Annotated in this window: 13 protein-coding genes; 2 read left to right on the forward strand and 11 right to left on the reverse strand. The window is 47.3% G+C overall.

Features of this window, described 5'->3' with window-relative positions; all coding sequences use genetic code 11:
- Positions 1–340 (forward strand): T9SS type B sorting domain-containing protein (locus ACLI09_RS17495; protein ID WP_411420940.1); only part of this gene is annotated, 340 nt, incomplete at its 5' end.
- A gap of 212 nt (positions 341–552) precedes the next feature.
- Here the strand turns inward: ACLI09_RS17495 and ACLI09_RS17500 are convergent.
- The 9 genes from ACLI09_RS17500 to ACLI09_RS17540 form a co-directional block, all read right to left on the reverse strand.
- Positions 553–2,274, reverse strand: coding sequence for an ATP-binding protein (locus tag ACLI09_RS17500; protein ID WP_411420941.1), 1,722 nt, complete (start codon positions 2,272–2,274; stop codon positions 553–555).
- A 3-nt stretch (positions 2,275–2,277) separates the two neighbouring features.
- Entirely contained in the window at positions 2,278–3,402 is a 1,125-nt protein-coding gene (locus tag ACLI09_RS17505) for a sensor protein KdpD (RefSeq protein WP_411420942.1), read from the reverse strand.
- A 2-nt stretch (positions 3,403–3,404) separates the two neighbouring features.
- Positions 3,405–4,505 carry a porin gene (locus tag ACLI09_RS17510; protein ID WP_411420943.1) on the reverse strand — a complete coding sequence of 367 codons (1,101 nt, stop codon included), beginning with the start codon at positions 4,503–4,505 and terminating at the stop codon, positions 3,405–3,407.
- Positions 4,506–4,625: 120 nt separating this feature from the next.
- The gene (locus ACLI09_RS17515) at positions 4,626–5,213 is read right to left on the reverse strand and encodes a K(+)-transporting ATPase subunit C (protein ID WP_411420944.1); all 588 of its coding nucleotides are present in this window, start codon (positions 5,211–5,213) and stop codon (positions 4,626–4,628) included.
- A 235-nt stretch (positions 5,214–5,448) separates the two neighbouring features.
- Entirely contained in the window at positions 5,449–7,488 is a 2,040-nt protein-coding gene (gene kdpB, locus ACLI09_RS17520; protein WP_411420945.1) for a potassium-transporting ATPase subunit KdpB, read from the reverse strand.
- Positions 7,489–7,497: 9 nt separating this feature from the next.
- A complete protein-coding gene (gene kdpA / locus ACLI09_RS17525; protein ID WP_411420946.1) occupies positions 7,498–9,201 on the reverse strand; it encodes a potassium-transporting ATPase subunit KdpA in 1,704 nt (567 codons plus the stop codon).
- A gap of 3 nt (positions 9,202–9,204) precedes the next feature.
- The gene (locus ACLI09_RS17530) at positions 9,205–9,282 is read right to left on the reverse strand and encodes a potassium-transporting ATPase subunit F (protein WP_411420952.1); all 78 of its coding nucleotides are present in this window, start codon (positions 9,280–9,282) and stop codon (positions 9,205–9,207) included.
- 33 nt (positions 9,283–9,315) lie between these two features.
- Positions 9,316–9,597, reverse strand: a complete 282-nt coding sequence (locus tag ACLI09_RS17535) for a hypothetical protein (RefSeq protein ID WP_411420947.1) — start codon at positions 9,595–9,597, stop codon at positions 9,316–9,318.
- A 343-nt stretch (positions 9,598–9,940) separates the two neighbouring features.
- Complete coding sequence (locus ACLI09_RS17540; protein WP_411420948.1) at positions 9,941–11,293, reverse strand: sigma-54-dependent transcriptional regulator; 1,353 nt, start codon at positions 11,291–11,293, stop codon at positions 9,941–9,943.
- Between the two features lie 161 nt (positions 11,294–11,454).
- On the opposite strand from ACLI09_RS17540, the gene ACLI09_RS17545 reads away from it, so the two are divergent.
- Positions 11,455–11,853, forward strand: coding sequence for a DUF4279 domain-containing protein (locus ACLI09_RS17545; RefSeq protein ID WP_411420949.1), 399 nt, complete (start codon positions 11,455–11,457; stop codon positions 11,851–11,853).
- 173 nt (positions 11,854–12,026) lie between these two features.
- On the opposite strand, the gene recJ is transcribed toward ACLI09_RS17545, so the two are convergent.
- Positions 12,027–13,721, reverse strand: coding sequence for a single-stranded-DNA-specific exonuclease RecJ (recJ, locus tag ACLI09_RS17550; protein WP_411420950.1), 1,695 nt, complete (start codon positions 13,719–13,721; stop codon positions 12,027–12,029).
- Between the two features lie 211 nt (positions 13,722–13,932).
- Positions 13,933–16,419, reverse strand: coding sequence for a choice-of-anchor L domain-containing protein (locus ACLI09_RS17555; RefSeq protein ID WP_411420951.1), 2,487 nt, complete (start codon positions 16,417–16,419; stop codon positions 13,933–13,935).
- Positions 16,420–16,510: the final 91 nt, after the last annotated feature.

The following is a 16,510-nucleotide window of genomic DNA, read 5'->3' on the forward strand; positions in this document are numbered from 1 at the left end:
GAGGGATGTGAAGACTGATAACCCGTGCGATATGCTGCCGATACCGGGCGTTAGCGTTATAGACTACCCGAGGTTCTTTACCCCTAACGGCGACGGCATTAACGACTACTGGAATGTAACAGGCATGGATGCCCACCCTGAGGCGCGTATTTACATCTTTGACCGCTACGGCAAGCTCATTAAGCAACTGAGCCCTGCCTCACGGGTAACGGATGGCGAAGGATGGGACGGCACCTTTAACGGCGCGCCACTACCTTCAGACGACTACTGGTTCCGCGTAGAGTTTACCGAAGGCAACACCGAAAGGGTATTCAGGGCACACTTTGCAATGAAACGATAGTTTTAGCAGGCAGTGTTCAGTGTTCAGTGGCAGTAGCTTCACCCAAACGCACATTGACAAACAAATACTAATAAACAAAGGCAGCCATCCGGCTGCCTTTGTTGGTTTATAGGGAAGGTATAAGAAACAAAACCCGTAAACAGCAAATTGCATCAAGAGTTTAGGTATAAAGCCGCTGTTTACCACAACATTCCCCACATTTGAAAGGTATCTTATGCTATTGGTAAACTTACAGTAAACGTGCTTCCGTCGCCCAGCGCGCTCTTTACAGTAATCGTGCCGCCCAATGCTGTAATGAATTCTTTGCTTATGGCGAGACCCAGGCCGGTACCTTCTTTTTCGGTACCCGGCACGCGAAAGTATTTGTCAAATATGCGAGCCTGGTATTTCGGGTCGATACCCATACCCGTATCGGCGATGCTTACCTGTATGTACTGCCTTTCCTGTTTTGCGGTTATGGTAACAGTAGCACTTTCATATGAATAGCGAATGGCATTAGAAATAAGGTTAGAAATAATCCAGGTGGTTTTTTCACGGTCGGCAAAAATATTTGGTAGCCCTTCCGGTACGGCTACATTGAGTGTAACCCCTTTTTGTTGAGCCAGTTTATGTGTAGTAGCTACAGCATCGTCAATAACCGGGGCAAGGGCGCACGCTACCGGGTTTAGCTGTGTATTACCCGTTTCTACCTGGGTAATATTAAGCAGTTCCCCCGTGGTGCGCAACAGCCGCTCGGCATCCTCCCGTATGCCCGATACCAGGCTTTTTTGTTCGTCATTAAGCAGGCCGGTGCGCTCATTTTCCAGCAGTTGCAGGCTCATTTTCATGCTGGCAATGGGCGTTTTAAACTCGTGGGATACCGTTGCTATAAAATTAGTCTTGGCAAAATCAAGTTCCTTGTGCGCGGTAATGTTGCGCAGGATGATAAACGCGCCTATTTCTTTGCTATCGGTTTCACCTGTGGGGATTATGCTTATGGGTATCAGCTGTTTTTCAAAATAACTTTCCTTATGGTCGGCATAAATTTTAAGGGTTTCAGCCTTCCTGTTTTCACCGGAACCTAAGTGCCGTAACAGGGAACGCACTAAGTCGTTATGCAGTGCTATTTCTTCTGCCGGGCGGTTAATAATGGCTTCCTTCTTTAGTCCGGAAATGGCAAGCGCGGCACCGTTTATAAACAATATCCTGTTGTGTTCGTCAAGGCCTATTACCGGGTCGTGCAGGTTGCCCACCAGGGTTTCTACCCGCTTTTTCTCCATCATCAGGCTGGCCAGGTTACTGTTGTTGTACTCCTCTAATTTTTCTGCCATAGTGTTAAACGACTTCGCCAGCGTGGCAAACTCATCGTGCCCTTTAAAGTACACCCGCTGGGCATAATTTTTTGCGGCTATTTGCTTTATGCTTTCGGTAAGGTCGCTAATGGGGTTTGCAATATAGCCCGGCAGGTTAAAAATAAGGGTAAACCCAATGAGGAAACACACCGCGCTTGTACCGCTAATCCACCATATCGAACTTTCGGCGGTTGTTTCGGCAGTGCCGCTTTTGCGCTGTATGGCATCCATGTTGAGCTTCATGATGTTATTAAGGTCGGCCCGGATGTTTTTTATATGTGAAGGATTAGCCACATCCCTGCGGAGTTCGTTAAAATGCTGGCTGAGGTCGTCTGTCAGTTCTTTTTCGCCTATTTCGGTTATGTTCTTTTTTTGCAGTAAAAGATAATTTTCAAACCGGGTTACATTTTCCGCCGAAAGCGTATCATTCTCAATAATCTTATACATATTACGGGCATAATCCAGCGAAATATAATTGGCTACCAATATGTTTTTAGTGTCCTGCGCAAGGAGGTTTACCTGCCGTATGGCCAGCGCCGAAAGCAGTGTAATGAGCAGGAACAGCGTGCCGGTACCTATGGCCAGCTTGGTTTTTATATTCATGATCTATGAAAGTATAATCAGGTCAATATCACTCGAAGATAGCTTATTTAGCAGCGCATTAAAAATATTGGTAGACAAAATTACCCTGAACAGGGTAAGGTGCGGCTTGCCAATGCAAATGGTGGTTATCCTGCGTTGTTCGGCTTGTGAGGTAATGGCGGCGGCTACGTGGCTGCTTTTTACTTTAATAATTTCCGCGCCCAGCTCTGTAGCCAGCTTAAAGTTATTAATCAGGTGGCGTTGCTTGTCCAGCGCTATTTTGTCGGGGGTTTCGGCCGGGGTTTCTACATACAGCAGTATCCATTTGCTGTGGTAGTAGTTGGCCAGCCGTGCGGTTTTGCGTATCACCGTTTTTGCCGTTTGGTGGTTGCTGCTTATGCAGGCCATAAAGCGTTCCTGCTTCAGGTTTTTAAGGCCGGTAACCTCCGTTTCTACCTTGCGCTCTACCTGGCTGGCTACTTCTTTTAGCGAAAGCTCACGCAACTGCAATATGTGCTCTGCCTTAAAAAAATTATTCAGCGCCTGCGGAATTTTGTCGGGCGTATAAATTTTACCTTCTTTTAATCGCGTAATAAGTTCATCGGCGGTAAGGTCTATGTTTACCACCTCATCAGCCGCTTTAAGCACGCTGTCGGGTATGCGCTCCTTTACTTCAATACCTGTAATTTCGCGTATATCATCATTAAGGCTCTCTATATGCTGAATGTTTACCGCGCTTATCACGTTAATGCCGGCATCTATAATATCCAGTACGTCCTGCCAGCGCTTTTCGTTTTTGCTGCCCTCAATATTGGTGTGGGCCAATTCATCAACAATTACTACTTCAGGCCGCAGGTTTATGACCGCCTGCACATCGAGCTCGTCTAAAAATTTGCCCTTGTAAAATATAGACCGTCTCGGAATCACAGGCAGGCCATCCAGTAAGGCATGGGTTTCGGCGCGGTTGTGGGTTTCTATAAAACCTACCTTTACATCAATGCCGTTGCGTAGCAGGGTGTGGGCTTCCTGCAGCATACGGTAGGTTTTGCCTACACCGGCACTCATGCCGATGTAGACCTTAAACTTACCCTTGCGCGACTTTTGTATCAGGTCGAGAAAGCGCTGTGCGTTGGTATCCCTGTCGGCCATTTTTAAAATGCTATTGCCAGTGCGGTGGTTACAAACGTATTGCTGTTCTTAGCCGTGCCGTCTTTTATAAAGATGTCGTCTTTACTGTTCAGGCTGCGGGCTTCTATGCGCCACACCACATTACTGTAAATATTGTAGTCAAAGTTTAGCGAATAGCCAACCGTCTGGAAACCATTTTCCGTTTCTATAGAAATGATTACCCCATTCTTATCGGTATAATACTCCCCACGCGCGCTTACTGAAGCTTTGCTGTTTATTGCATATTTGGCAATAAGCACAGGCGAATACCAGCTGTTATAGCTGTCGCTGCCTTTTGCTTTTTGCTCGGCGCCAATGTCAAAGCCTGCGGTAAGCCCAAATGAGTCTGTCAACTGGAAAATACCGTAAAAGTTATGGAAGTACCGCATTCTTTTATCTACATCGGGCTTATCGTTACCAATGAATGAACTGCTGTTCAGGGTAACTTTAGCCGAAGGTTTGTAGGTAAGCTGGTGCCCAAAGGCGAGGGTTTTGTTGCCGTCCGGACGCTGTATGCGCTGCCAGCCGTTTAATACCAAACCGCTGATAAACCACTGCCCCGTAGGCGAGGTGTAGGATACTTTAGCCCCGGCCTCATAGTAGGGCGAATTATCCGCCAGTATGCTGCGGGTAAGGCTCCAGCAGTCTTTGCCTATGGCGCTCTCAAACCCTATGTGCGACCCAAATATACCGGCATCTGCCCACAGGTTAGCCGTTTTAGAAAGCTTTACCCCGGCATTGGCTTCATACACATTTTTCATTACGCCCTGCTCTGCGCTCAGGTTGGCATTTGCGTATGTGCCTGCCATAAGCGCCAGGTTGCCGCGCACGCTGCCGTTATCATAAGCAGCTTTTATAAAGCCAAGGTTTAGGGCCACTTCGTTATGGCGGTTGTGCGAATAAAAAAACGCCGGGCGTGTGTTGTTTTCCGGTTCGTTAAAGTCATACGCATAATACGTCTCCACATACCCGCTGAATTTTAGCGCTGGAATTTCTGATGGAGGCAGTACTTTAACAGTATCGGTTTGTGCGGTTGCGGCAACGCCTGTGGCAAGCAATGCGGCTATTTTTATGATGTTTTTCATTATGTTGATGTTGGCCTCACCCCCGGCCCCTCTCCAAAGGAGAGGGGAGCATGAACGGGTACAGGGCGTTAATTATTACTTTGTTTATACTTGGTTAGCACTCAAAACATTCGAGTGAAGCTAGCCCCTCTCCTTTGGAGAGGGGTTGGGGTGAGGCCTATCCAGTGCTAAATTAAGTTGCAATACATTTATTTTCTCAGTTCCTAAACAGCCCAGTAGCGGTTGTTGCAAATTAGCTGCTATTGCATCGTTTACCTTTTGCTCGCTAATTCCCCTTGCTTTCGCAACGCGTTTTACCTGTACCTGGGCTGCCGCCAATGAAATATCAGGGTCTAGGCCGCTGCCGCTGGCGGTAACCAGCTCGGCGGGAATATCAGTTTTTGCCACGCCCGGGTTTTTAAGCAAAAAGGTGTCAATACGGGTTTGCACGGTGGCAAGGTACTCCGGGTTGGCCGGGCCTTTGTTGCTGCCGCCCGACCCTGCCGCGTTATAATCAACCGCGCTGGGCCTTGGCCAAAAGTACTCATTTTTGGTAAATCCCTGGGCTACATTAGTATGGTAGCGTTTGCCGTTTACTTCGGTAATAAAGCCGTTGCCCTGGTTGGGCGCCAACTGGGCAATGCCCCAAATGCCCATGGTATAGATACCGGAAAAGAACAGGGCGCAGAACGCGGTGAGCCTGATGGCAGGCATGATATGATTTTTCATTTTGTTTTATTATTTATGTGCGGTTTTCCATTTCGAGCGCAGCTCAGCAAAGTCGAGAAATCGCTCATGAAAAACGAAATTAATTATGTAATCTTTATCGAGATTCCTCCATTGCTTCGCCAGTTCTGTCTGGCCCTCGGGTCCGACGATAGAAGGAATCTCATAAAAAGCAGTGCTAAGATTGCCGCGGTCGTTCCTCCCTCGCAATGACAGCACTTACCTGATAGTTAAAAAATTAAAAAAACACAGCGACCAGCATGTCAATAACCTTTATCCCTATAAACGGTACAATAATACCGCCCAGGCCGTAAATGAACAGGTTGCTGCGCAGCAGGGCAGAAGCCCCAATGGGTTTATAAGCAACGCCCTTAAGTGCCAGCGGGATAAGGAACGGGATAATGATGGCATTAAATATAACAGCCGACAGTATGGCGCTCTCCGGGCTGTGCAAGCCCATAATGTTAAGCCCCTGCAACTTTGGTATGGCTAATATAAACAGCGCCGGGATGATGGCAAAGTATTTGGCCACGTCGTTAGCGATACTAAAGGTGGTGAGCGTGCCGCGTGTCATGAGCAGCTGCTTGCCTATCTCTACAATTTCAATAAGTTTGGTGGGGTCGTTGTCAAGGTCTACCATGTTACCGGCTTCCTTGGCCGCCTGTGTACCGCTGTTCATGGCTACGCCCACATCGGCCTGGGCGAGGGCGGGCGCGTCGTTTGTACCGTCGCCCATCATGGCGACCAACTTACCACGCTGCTGCTCGGCCTTAATGTAGTTCATCTTGTCTTCGGGTTTGGCCTCGGCAATAAAGTCATCCACACCGGCTTTTTCAGCAATAAACTTCGCGGTAAGCGGGTTGTCGCCGGTAACCATCACGGTTTTTACACCCATTTTGCGCAGGCGCTCAAAGCGTTCGGCAATACCGGTTTTTATAATGTCCTGAAGCTCAATCACGCCCAGTACTTTCTCATTTTCAGCCACCACAAGCGGTGTACCGCCGTTACCCGAAATTTTTTCTACTATGGTGGTTATTTCATCAGAGAACGGGTTGCCCGCTTTGGTTACCAAATTCTTAATGGCATCATAGGCCCCTTTACGGATGCGGCTTTCGCCAAAGTCCACACCCGAACTACGCGTTTCGGCTGTAAATTTTATAAAGCGTGGGTTTTGCACGCCAAAGCTTTTTGGGTCGGTAGCAGCAAGTTCGATTATTGATTTACCTTCAGGCGTGTCATCGCTCATAGAGCTGAGTACGGCGGCTTTTACAAAGGCTTTTTCGCTTATGCCCGCGGCAGGGTAAAAGTGCGTGGCCTTACGGTTGCCTATGGTTATCGTTCCTGTTTTATCGAGTAGTAGTACATCAATGTCCCCCGCGGTTTCTACGGCCTTACCTGATTTGGTTATCACATTGGCTCGCAACGCACGGTCCATGCCCGCAATGCCTATGGCAGAAAGCAGTCCGCCTATGGTAGTAGGGATAAGGCATACAAACAGCGAGATGAACGATGCTATGGTAATGCTGATGTTGGCATAATCGGCAAAGGGTTTCAGTGTAACGCACACAATGATGAACACCAGTGTAAAGCCCGCCAAGAGTATGGTAAGCGCTATTTCATTAGGTGTTTTTTGGCGCGAAGCCCCTTCTACCAGTGCAATCATTTTATCGAGGAAGCTTTCGCCCGGTTCGGTGGTAACCTGTACGATTATACGGTCTGAAAGTACTTTTGTACCCCCGGTAACCGAACTTTTATCTCCGCCGGCCTCACGTATTACCGGAGCGCTTTCGCCGGTTATGGCGCTTTCGTCTATCGTGGCAAGGCCCTCTATAATTTCGCCGTCGGTGGGAATGGTATCGCCGGCTTCGCAAATAAAACGGTCGCCTTTTCTAAGGGTAGATGAGGGTACTACCTGTATTTCGTCTTTGTAAATTTCTCCCATCAGCTCAATCTTTTTAGCCGGGGTTTCTTCTCGGGTCTTGCGGAGGCTGTCGGCTTGTGCCTTGCCGCGTGCTTCGGCTATGGCCTCGGCAAAGTTGGCAAACAGCAGCGTAAACAGCAGTATAAGAAAAATAACAAAGTTATAGGTAAAACTGCCCTGGCTTTGCTCGCCGGTGAGTATCCACGCGCAAACGCACAGCATTATGGCGGTGCCTATCTCTACCGTAAACATTACCGGGTTTTTAACCAGCGACGCGGGGTTAAGTTTTATAAACGATTGTTTGAGTGCCTGCTTAACCAAATCGGGCTGGAACAGGCTTGCGTTATTGCTTTTCATTTTTAAGATTTATTGGTATAATGAAAAATATTCGGCCAGAGGCCCGAGTGTGAGGGCAGGGAAGAACGACAGCGCCGCTACTATAAAGATGACTGCCAGTACCATAAAGCCAAAGGTTGAAGTGTCGGTTTTTAGCGTGCCTGAACTTTCAGGGACGTATTTTTTAGCGGCAAGCAGTCCCGCAATAGCCACCGGGCCAATGATGGGCAGGTAGCGTGCCAGCAGCATCACGATGCCAGTGGCAATGTTCCAGAACGGGGTGTTGTCGCCCAGGCCTTCGAACCCGCTGCCGTTATTAGCGCTCGAAGAGGTAAACTCATAGAGCATTTCGCTAAAGCCGTGGTAACCGGGGTTGGCCAGCCAACCGGCATACGCTTCGGGATTGCCGGCGTAGAGGTAGCTTGCCAGCGCGGTGCCGGCCAGTATAAGGAACGGGTGCAGCAGTGCTACCGCCATGGCAATCTTCATTTCTTTAGCTTCAATTTTTTTACCGAGGAATTCCGGTGTACGGCCTACCATCAATCCGCTGATGAACACGCCCAGTATGATAAAGATGTAAAAGTTAAGGAAGCCCACACCTACACCGCCATAAAAGCAGTTTACCATCATGCCCAGGAGGGTTGTGGCACCGCCTATGGGTGTAAAGCTGTCGTGCATGGCATTAACCGATCCGTTACTGGTACAGGTGGTATAGGTAGCCCAGTTTGCCGAGGACACGGCACCGAAGCGTATCTCTTTGCCTTCCATGCTGCCCAGGTTTTGTGCAATGCCCATTTTGTCAAGTGCGGGGTTGCCACCTGTTTCCGCTATTATTGTGGGGATAAGCAGCAGCGCAAACCCCAGCGTCATTACGCCAAAGATGGTCCAGGCCAGTTTTTTCCTGCGCAACACATGGCCCAGCGCAAATAGTAACGCTATGGGAATAAGTATGATGCTTACGCTTTCTACAATATTGGTAAGGTAATTAGGATTTTCCATCGGGTTGGCACTGTTGGGTCCGTAGAACCCACCGCCATTGGTGCCCAACTGTTTTATGGCTACAAAGGCGGCTACGGGTCCGCGGCTTACGTCCTGTGTTTTGCCTTCGAGGGTAGTGATATGGTCTTTGCCTTCAAAGGTCATGGGTGTGCCGTTAAACACTAATATGGTAGCCACTATGATACACAGAGGAAGCAGCACGCGGGTAGCCGAACGCACAAAAAAGCTGTAAAAGTTACCCAGTGTAGCTGACGTTTTCTCTTTCATGGCCATAAATACCACGGCACAGATCGCCATACCACAGGCCGCGCTGATGAACTGCCACAGCATCAGCGTAAGCTGGCCGAGATAAGACAAGCCGCTCTCGCCGCTGTAGTGCTGCAGGTTGGTATTGGTAATAAAACTCACCGTAGTGTTAAAGGCAAGGTCAAGGCTCATGGCCGGGTTAGCGTCTGGGTTAAGGGGTAGCCACTCCATATTAAGCAGTACAAACATAGAGAGGATGAACCATACGCCGTTAATGGTAAGCAGCGCACTAAGGTGCTGTTTCCAGGTCATTTCTACGGTTTCGTCAATGCCGCCCAGTTTAAAAAACAGCCGGTCGATAGGATTAAAAATTTTATCAAGCCACGTGGGTTCGTAATTAAATATTTTGCCAATGTAGCGCCCCAGCGGTATTGCCATGAGCAACACCAGCGCATACATTACAATAATGCCAAAGATTTCGCTGTTCATGGGTTAAAATTTTTCGGGTTTTACAAGTACGTAGCAGATGTAGGCAAAAACCAGCAGGGCTACTATAAATAATGCGGTCATAATTTTTAGATTAAACGATTAAAAATTGAAGGATTAAACCCCGTAAGCGTTTACCTGGGCGATGTATTCGCGTTTAAGCGTAGGTGGAAAAAGTTTTGATACCGTGCAGTTGCGCAGCTCCATAAAGGTGGAAACCGAATTGACGTAGATAGAGGCTATGGCACTGCGGGTTTCTGTCGTGCCATTTTTAAAAAGGAGTTCGGCCATATCAAGGCATTTTTTAGCCCTGCTGATATTACCGCTGCGTATAAAATTTTTAGTAATTTCTGCAAATTGTACCGCCTTGGTGGAAGCGGTTTTTACATGGTTTTTCATTTTGAAACTATTTGATGTTGCCATGTAATAGCCAAATGTTATACCTGAAATTATTTTTTATTTCACAGTGTTTATTTTCAATGTGTTATGTATATTTTGAAGTTGTACCAAATAAAAAACCCTATCGTTTTGATAGCGTGGGGTGTATCATAATGATAGGGTTATAGGGGTTTACACAACCTGCAAGGTCTCGCCGACCTTGTAGGTTTAATTTGTGGGTAGGTTTATACCTACAAGTTTTTTAAAACCTTCCAGGATTTGAAGTGAAATTGCGGTGAAAAATTTTAGAGATGTCTCCTTCGTCGACATTGAACCCAGACTTTACGACTTTATGCCTTTCGACTTATTGAATCTTGTATTCTTCAATCTTCCGGTACAGCGTGGCAATGCCTATGTTGAGCAGGCGTGCGGTTTCGGCCTTGTTGCCGTTAGTGTGGTTAAAAACCTTTTGTATGTGCAGTTTTTCGGCGGCGGCCAATGAAAATGCCGAGAGGGTTTTGCCGCCTTCATTTGTACCTCCGGCTTGCAGCTGCTGAATTTCATAGGGCAGGCTATCCGGCGTAAGGGCTGTGCTGTTTTCTAGTATGATGCTGCGCTCTATCACGTTTTTGAGTTCGCGTATGTTGCCCGGCCAGTTGTGCAGCTGTAGTGATTTTATATAATCAGCAGAAAGGCCCGAAACACGCTTGTTAGTCTTCAGCGCAAAGTAGTTGGCAAAATAGTGTGCCAGGGACTCAATATCCTTAACACGCTCGCGTAGGGGCGGCAGCTGTATGGCAAAAACCGAAAGGCGGTAGTACAAATCCTGTCTGAAGTTGCCTGCCTCAATTTCGATGATGAGGTTTTTATGGGTAGCGGCTATTACCCGCACGTTCACCTTGGTTACCTTGCTTTCGCCCACTTTTATAAACTCGCCGTTTTCAAGCACACGCAGCAGTTTGGCTTGCAGGTCGCTGGGCATGTCGCCCAGTTCGTCCAGGAATATGGTGCCGTTATGTGCTTCTTCAATAAGGCCTTTTTTATCTTTAACCGCGCCGGTAAATGCCCCGGCCACGTGACCAAACATTTCGCTCTCCAGCAAATCATGGCTGAAAGCCGAGCAGTTTATGGCAACAAAGTTATGGTTCTTGCGGTGGCTGTTCTGGTGGATGGCGTTCGCAAATACCTCCTTGCCCGTACCCGTTTCGCCGGTAAGCAGCACAGTGGCATCGGTTGGGGCAACTTTTTTAGCCAACTCTACCGCCTGCATAATTTTACCCGATGCGCCGATGATGCCTTCAAACGAAAATTTCTCGCCCAGCTTGGCTTCCAGCTGCGCTACTTTTTGGGTCAGCACGCTTTTTTCTACCGCCCGGTGCAGCAGGGGGATGATTTTGTTGTTGTCATCGCCTTTTACAATATAGTCAAACGCGCCGTTTTTTATAGCCTGTACGCCATTAGGAATGTTGCCGTATGCCGTAAGCAATATAACCTCTACCGCCGGATACCCCTGTTTAATGGTGGTAACAAGGTCTACCCCGTTGCCGTCGGGCAGCTTTACGTCGCACAGCACCACATCAATGTCGTTTTGCGTGAGTTTCTTCAGGCCCTGCTTACAGTCAGCCGCCTGCACTACCTCAAAGCCTTCAAGCGAAATGATGCGGGCCATGAGCGCCCTTAGCTTTTCTTCGTCGTCTATAATGAGGATTTTTTTCACGGGTGCGAGTTTTGAGGCAAAGGTATATCATTTTTTGATTTGGTGAGGTTGTGATGGGGTGAGGAAATCCTGTGGGGATTTTTGGGATGGGGTGTATATGTTGTTTTCTGGCGTAGTCATTTTTTAAAATTAGTTTATTTTTACAAAAATCATTTGAATTAATGAAAGATACGACTGGCTATATATACTTGGCGATAAAGACCGAAAATAAAAGTATTGATTTGGAATGGTTTAATAGCCATTTGACCATTAAGCCTACTACTTTCAGTAAAATGTTCGAGAAGGGAAAAATACCCGTATGCACAAGCTGGGAATATTCATCGGGCAATTTTACTAACCCGTTTTATGCTGATGAAATAGCGAAGCTTATTTCAAAGTTAAGCAATCATACGTCGGAGTTTTTAAAACTGAAATCTGAAAATCCTGAATTTCACTTTGTTTTTGAAGTTGTAATGTATCTTGGGGATGAAACACCCGGCTTGTCTTTTGATAAGCAAACTCTGCAATTTCTTAATACTATTGGCGCAGAAATTGATTGTGATATATATAATAGTAAATAACAAGTTTGCCATAGAGATGTTATTTATAGTCAATTCGTTCCCCGTTGCTGGCGCAAGCGTCCCGCTCGTGCAACTTTAAAAGCGTTCTGAAACAATATGTTATATACGTTTGAGGCACGAGCGCAACGCTAGCGCCAGCAAAGAAGCTGCAAACTGACCACTGTCAACTAACACTACTCACACCGCACATCCCTCAACCTCAACTGCAAACTAACCTCGCCGTTCCAGGCATTTTCCTCAATGCTGTAGGCAGCGTTAAAGGTGTCGCCGTTGCAGGTCAGGTCCTTTTTTTTGGCGAGGCCAAAGCCCACCGCGCCAAAGCCTTCTGAAGCGCCCTGCTTTACAAACAGCTTAAGGTGCTCGCTGTCGCTGCCTATGGCCTTGCCAAACCCGGTATCGCGCAGGTTTCGGGTAAGGAACACGGGTGTCATATTACCGGGGCCAAATGGCTCAAACTGCTTCAGGATGCGGAAGAACTTCGGGGTAATGTCGGCAAAGTCAATTTCGGCATCAATTTTAATTTCGGGAATCAGCAGCTCCGGGGCTATGGTAGCGCTTACCACTTCCTCAAACTTTTGCCTGAAGGCTTCATACTGCTCCTCCTTAAGGGTAAGCCCGGCGGCATACATGTGCCCGCCAAACTGCTCCAGGCAATCGGCGCAGGCTTCAAGGGCATTATAAATATCAAAATCACGCACGGAGCGTGCCGATGCGGCAAGTTTATCACCGCTCCTGGTAAACACCAGCGTGGGGCGGTAATACGTTTCTATCAACCGCGATGCCACGATGCCTATCACACCCTTGTGCCACTCTTCATTGTACACCACGGTGGTTTTGCGGTCGTGGTCGTTGTTGCGGTCTATTTGTAGTAATGCTTCGGCGGTTATCTGTTTGTCGAGGCCCTTGCGGTCGGTATTAAAGGTTTCAATCTGTGCGGCAAAGGCTTCTGCCTGGGGCAAATCAAACTCGGTTAGCAGCGCCACCGCGTGCTTACCGTGGCTTATACGTCCGGCGGCATTAATGCGCGGGGCAATGGTAAACACCACATCGCTAATGGTAAGCGTTTGCCGCTTCATGTTCTGTATCAGCGCCTTTATCCCCGCCCGCGGACTCGTGTTTATAACGTCCAGCCCAAATTTAGCCAGCACCCGGTTCTCGCCCGTTATGGGCACGATGTCTGCGGCTATGGCTGTGGCCACCAAGTCAAGCCAGGGCAGCAGGTCTAAAATTGTTTGGCCACGGTTGGCACCCAGCCCCTGCACCAGCTTAAAGCCCACCCCTGCACCACAGAGTTCGTCGTACGGATAGAAGCAGTCGTCGCGTTTGGGGTCCAGCACAGCAACTGCTTCGGGTAGCGTATCGCCAGGGCGGTGGTGGTCGCAGATGATAAAGTCAATACCCTTTTCTTTGGCGTAGGCCACCTTATCGGGACTTTTAATACCGCAGTCTAATGCTATTATCAGCGAGCAGCCGTTATCGTCGGCATAGTCTATCCCGGCGAATGACACGCCATAACCCTCGCCATACCGGTCGGGGATATAAGTATCTACATTCGCGTAAAACGTGCGCAGGTAGCCGCTCATGAGCGCCACAGCCGTAGTGCCATCTACATCATAATCGCCAAAAACCAGTATGTTTTCACCACGGTCAATTGCCTGTTCTATACGCGCCACAGCCTTATCCATATCCTTCATTAAATACGGGTCGTGCAAATCGTCCAGCGACGGCCGGAAAAACTGCCTGGCTTCCTCAAACGTGCTGATGCCGCGCTGCACCAGCAGCGTTGCGATGCGGGTATCTACCCCCAGGGCATCAGCGAGTTTGTTTACGGTATCGGGATTTGGGGTGGGAGTAAGGGTCCAGCGCATTGAAATGGTTTAGTGGCAAAAATAAGGTTTTCTTAGTTAATCGTGGTAGGCGGTGTGGTCGTAATATTAGGTTTGCCTTCTTGCCAGGTCTAATTAACGAATTTCTTGTGGCTTTACCCAATCAGCTTATGATAAACAGTACAGCAAGGGGAAATCGATAAAAAAACGCCCCACAAAGTGAGGCGTTACTATAATAAAAGCCCTTGACATACTATTCAATTAAAATTCTAAAGGTAGTAGCACCATTGTCAGCAGCTATTTTTAAAAGATAAACTCCTTTTGCAAGGGCAGAAATATCAATAGCTGTGTTATTGTTGTTAATTCCTGCAGTATATATCATCTGGCCCAATGTGTTATATAATGTTACGGTTTTAATGGCGTGGGAATTTTCAATAATAATTGAGGTGTGGCCCGGCCCAGGGTAGTATTTTAGGGTTTGGGCAATATTAGTCGCTAACCCTGCTACCTGGTTTACAGTAACGGCAAGGCGCTGTGTACTTTCATAGCCGTTAGCCGATTGCGTGGCATAATAGGTTTCGCCATCTTCAAGCAATGTTTCTTCGGCAAGGGCGGTATCGCCGGTTTCGGTGGCATACCACTGTATGTTCGGGCCTTCTACCTCAAGGTCGGCCAGGGTTTGCCCTTCGGTAAAGGTTTGTGTTGCTTCTCCCAGTGGTGCATCCGGCAGGATTAAAAAGCTCAGGGCAACTACAGTCCCACAACCTATATTTGTTATTGTTACAATGTGCTCGCCATACTCAAGTCCGCTAAAAGCAGGCCCGTTCTGGATGGTGCCATCAAGCGAAAAACTGTAATTTCCGGGGTCAATGCCGTTGCCAAACACTACGGCTGCCTGGGTGCCGCTTATGCTAATCGTTACATACTGTTCCCAGTATTCGATAGGTTGTTGTATAATTTCGTAACACACTATGTTATCGTTATTCTGTACGCGTACCCAAACCGAATTGTTGCTGCCTGTAAGGACAACGGCTGAAGGGTCTGCAAACGGGTTGAGGTTCTCGGAAGCATCTTCAATAGTGGCATGATAAGTAACCTGGTATTGTTCTATGTTCGGGATGTTAACTACGTTAACCGTAACATCAACCGGTACGCCGATACAGGTGTAGAGTGTATTTATTGTATCTGTTGCAACTGAAGGTACAGGCGTAGTGGCCAAAGATAAATACACAATAACATAGTTTTCAGGATCTTCTGTACTCTCTATGCGTACATACACGGTTTGCCCGTATGCTTCAATATTTGTATAGGATAACGGCAGAGGGTTAGCATCGATAACCGCGTCAACATGGGTTTGATGAAAAGTGACAGCATAGTCGCCTGCAGGGGTTATACCGTTAAGATATTGCGGGATAAGGGTATCAAGGTCAAAGTTTGCATAGCCATCATTATTATCATCACATGCATAATAGCTTTCAGGGCCGTTAACAATAATTTCTTGCACCGGCACTTCAGAGGTACTTGCCTGTATAAATAAAGCCGAATCAAAAGCTGCATCTACATAATCTGCAACTACAAACTTAATATGGTAGCTGTGTCCCGGCTCCAGTTCAGGCATTTCGGTTGTAAAAGCCACGGTTAGCCCATTAAAGTTTGTTGCGGCGGTCATTGTGCCCTGCGGATAATAAGCATCAAAGTAAGCAGGATTAGCACTTGGGCAGGTATTCCCCGGACTGTTATAAGCAGCATTTCTCACCGAACCGGTAGAAATAGGCGTATTGGTAAAGGGTACAACAGCAAGGTTTGTTGTAATACCGGTAGCATTATCGGTTAAAAATATACCGATAAGATCTCCGTAGAAGCATTGATACAGTCCGTATTCTTCTGAAGCGAACAAAAAATTAAAGTTAAGCTGGTTGACATCCGGAACGAAATCAAATTCAAGCTTTGTAGCATTGCGGGTTACCTGGTTACCGCCAGGCAAAAAGGCATCAAGGTCAGTATCGCCGGGCCAGTTAGCGGCACCCCCATTTTGCGTTGTTAAATTCGGGCCTTCTGCCAGCACAGCATTTCCGGATGATAACACAACACCGTTTTCAAAAGGGAAGTCAGTGCCGTTACGGATAAAATAACCTATACCGTTAGGCTCGGTAGCAGCAACATTTATGCCGGTATATGATGTAATGTTTGATATGGTGAAACCGGTTTGCGGCATCAGCACTTCTTCAACCAGTTGTGTTACGGAGTATTGTGTGGTATTAATTGAGATAGAGTTTGGCGGGGTTGTAATACACAGGTCAAAGGTTATCGCAGGATTTGGATTGGTAGAAGTTATAAAAGTAAATATCCTGATGTAATATTCTGTACCTGCGGTAAGCCCGTCAACAAGTATAGTAGTGTTTATTGCTGTGCCGCAAGTAACTAAAGTACCCGTGCAAGAGCCGCTAAAAATTTCAAACCTCAGCGCAGAACTAGTGCCCGTTAAGTTACTGGTCGTAATACTATGGCGGTCGTTTATTGCGGTAAAACGGTACCACACATCGTCATCGGCAACGCCATCGCAACTTACGGGTAAAGCACTGGCTGTTGCATTTTGTAGCGAAACATTTACAGAAGATACGCATTCTATCGTGCTGCCGGGTGTTATGAGAGTTGCGTTCGCGCAATCATCATTAGAAGGTTGGGCAAATGCCAAAACAGGCAAGAACACCCAAAGCAAAAGGAGTAACTTTTTTATCATAATCTGGTTGATTTTTACAAATGTATAAAAAAATCCAAATGATAGACATTAGGCTTTGATTTTTACTAAAGTATAAAAAAACGCCTCCGTC

It is taken from the genome of Flavobacterium sp. RHBU_24 (genome assembly GCF_046613695.1).
GTDB lineage: Bacteria > Bacteroidota > Bacteroidia > Flavobacteriales > Flavobacteriaceae > Flavobacterium.

Bases quoted from the DNA above. Each gene is read 5' to 3' on its own strand.
- ACLI09_RS17500 (WP_411420941.1), bottom strand. From the start codon at position 2,274: ATGAATATAAAAACCAAGCTGGCCATAGGTACCGGCACGCTGTTCCTG.
- ACLI09_RS17505 (WP_411420942.1), bottom strand. From the start codon at position 3,402: ATGGCCGACAGGGATACCAACGCACAGCGCTTTCTCGACCTGATACAA.
- ACLI09_RS17510 (WP_411420943.1), bottom strand. From the start codon at position 4,505: ATGAAAAACATCATAAAAATAGCCGCATTGCTTGCCACAGGCGTTGCC.
- ACLI09_RS17515 (WP_411420944.1), bottom strand. From the start codon at position 5,213: ATGAAAAATCATATCATGCCTGCCATCAGGCTCACCGCGTTCTGCGCC.
- kdpB (WP_411420945.1), bottom strand. From the start codon at position 7,488: ATGAAAAGCAATAACGCAAGCCTGTTCCAGCCCGATTTGGTTAAGCAG.
- kdpA (WP_411420946.1), bottom strand. From the start codon at position 9,201: ATGAACAGCGAAATCTTTGGCATTATTGTAATGTATGCGCTGGTGTTG.
- ACLI09_RS17530 (WP_411420952.1), bottom strand. From the start codon at position 9,282: ATGACCGCATTATTTATAGTAGCCCTGCTGGTTTTTGCCTACATCTGC.
- ACLI09_RS17535 (WP_411420947.1), bottom strand. From the start codon at position 9,597: ATGAAAAACCATGTAAAAACCGCTTCCACCAAGGCGGTACAATTTGCA.
- ACLI09_RS17545 (WP_411420949.1), top strand. From the start codon at position 11,455: ATGAAAGATACGACTGGCTATATATACTTGGCGATAAAGACCGAAAAT.
- recJ (WP_411420950.1), bottom strand. From the start codon at position 13,721: ATGCGCTGGACCCTTACTCCCACCCCAAATCCCGATACCGTAAACAAA.
- ACLI09_RS17555 (WP_411420951.1), bottom strand. From the start codon at position 16,419: ATGATAAAAAAGTTACTCCTTTTGCTTTGGGTGTTCTTGCCTGTTTTG.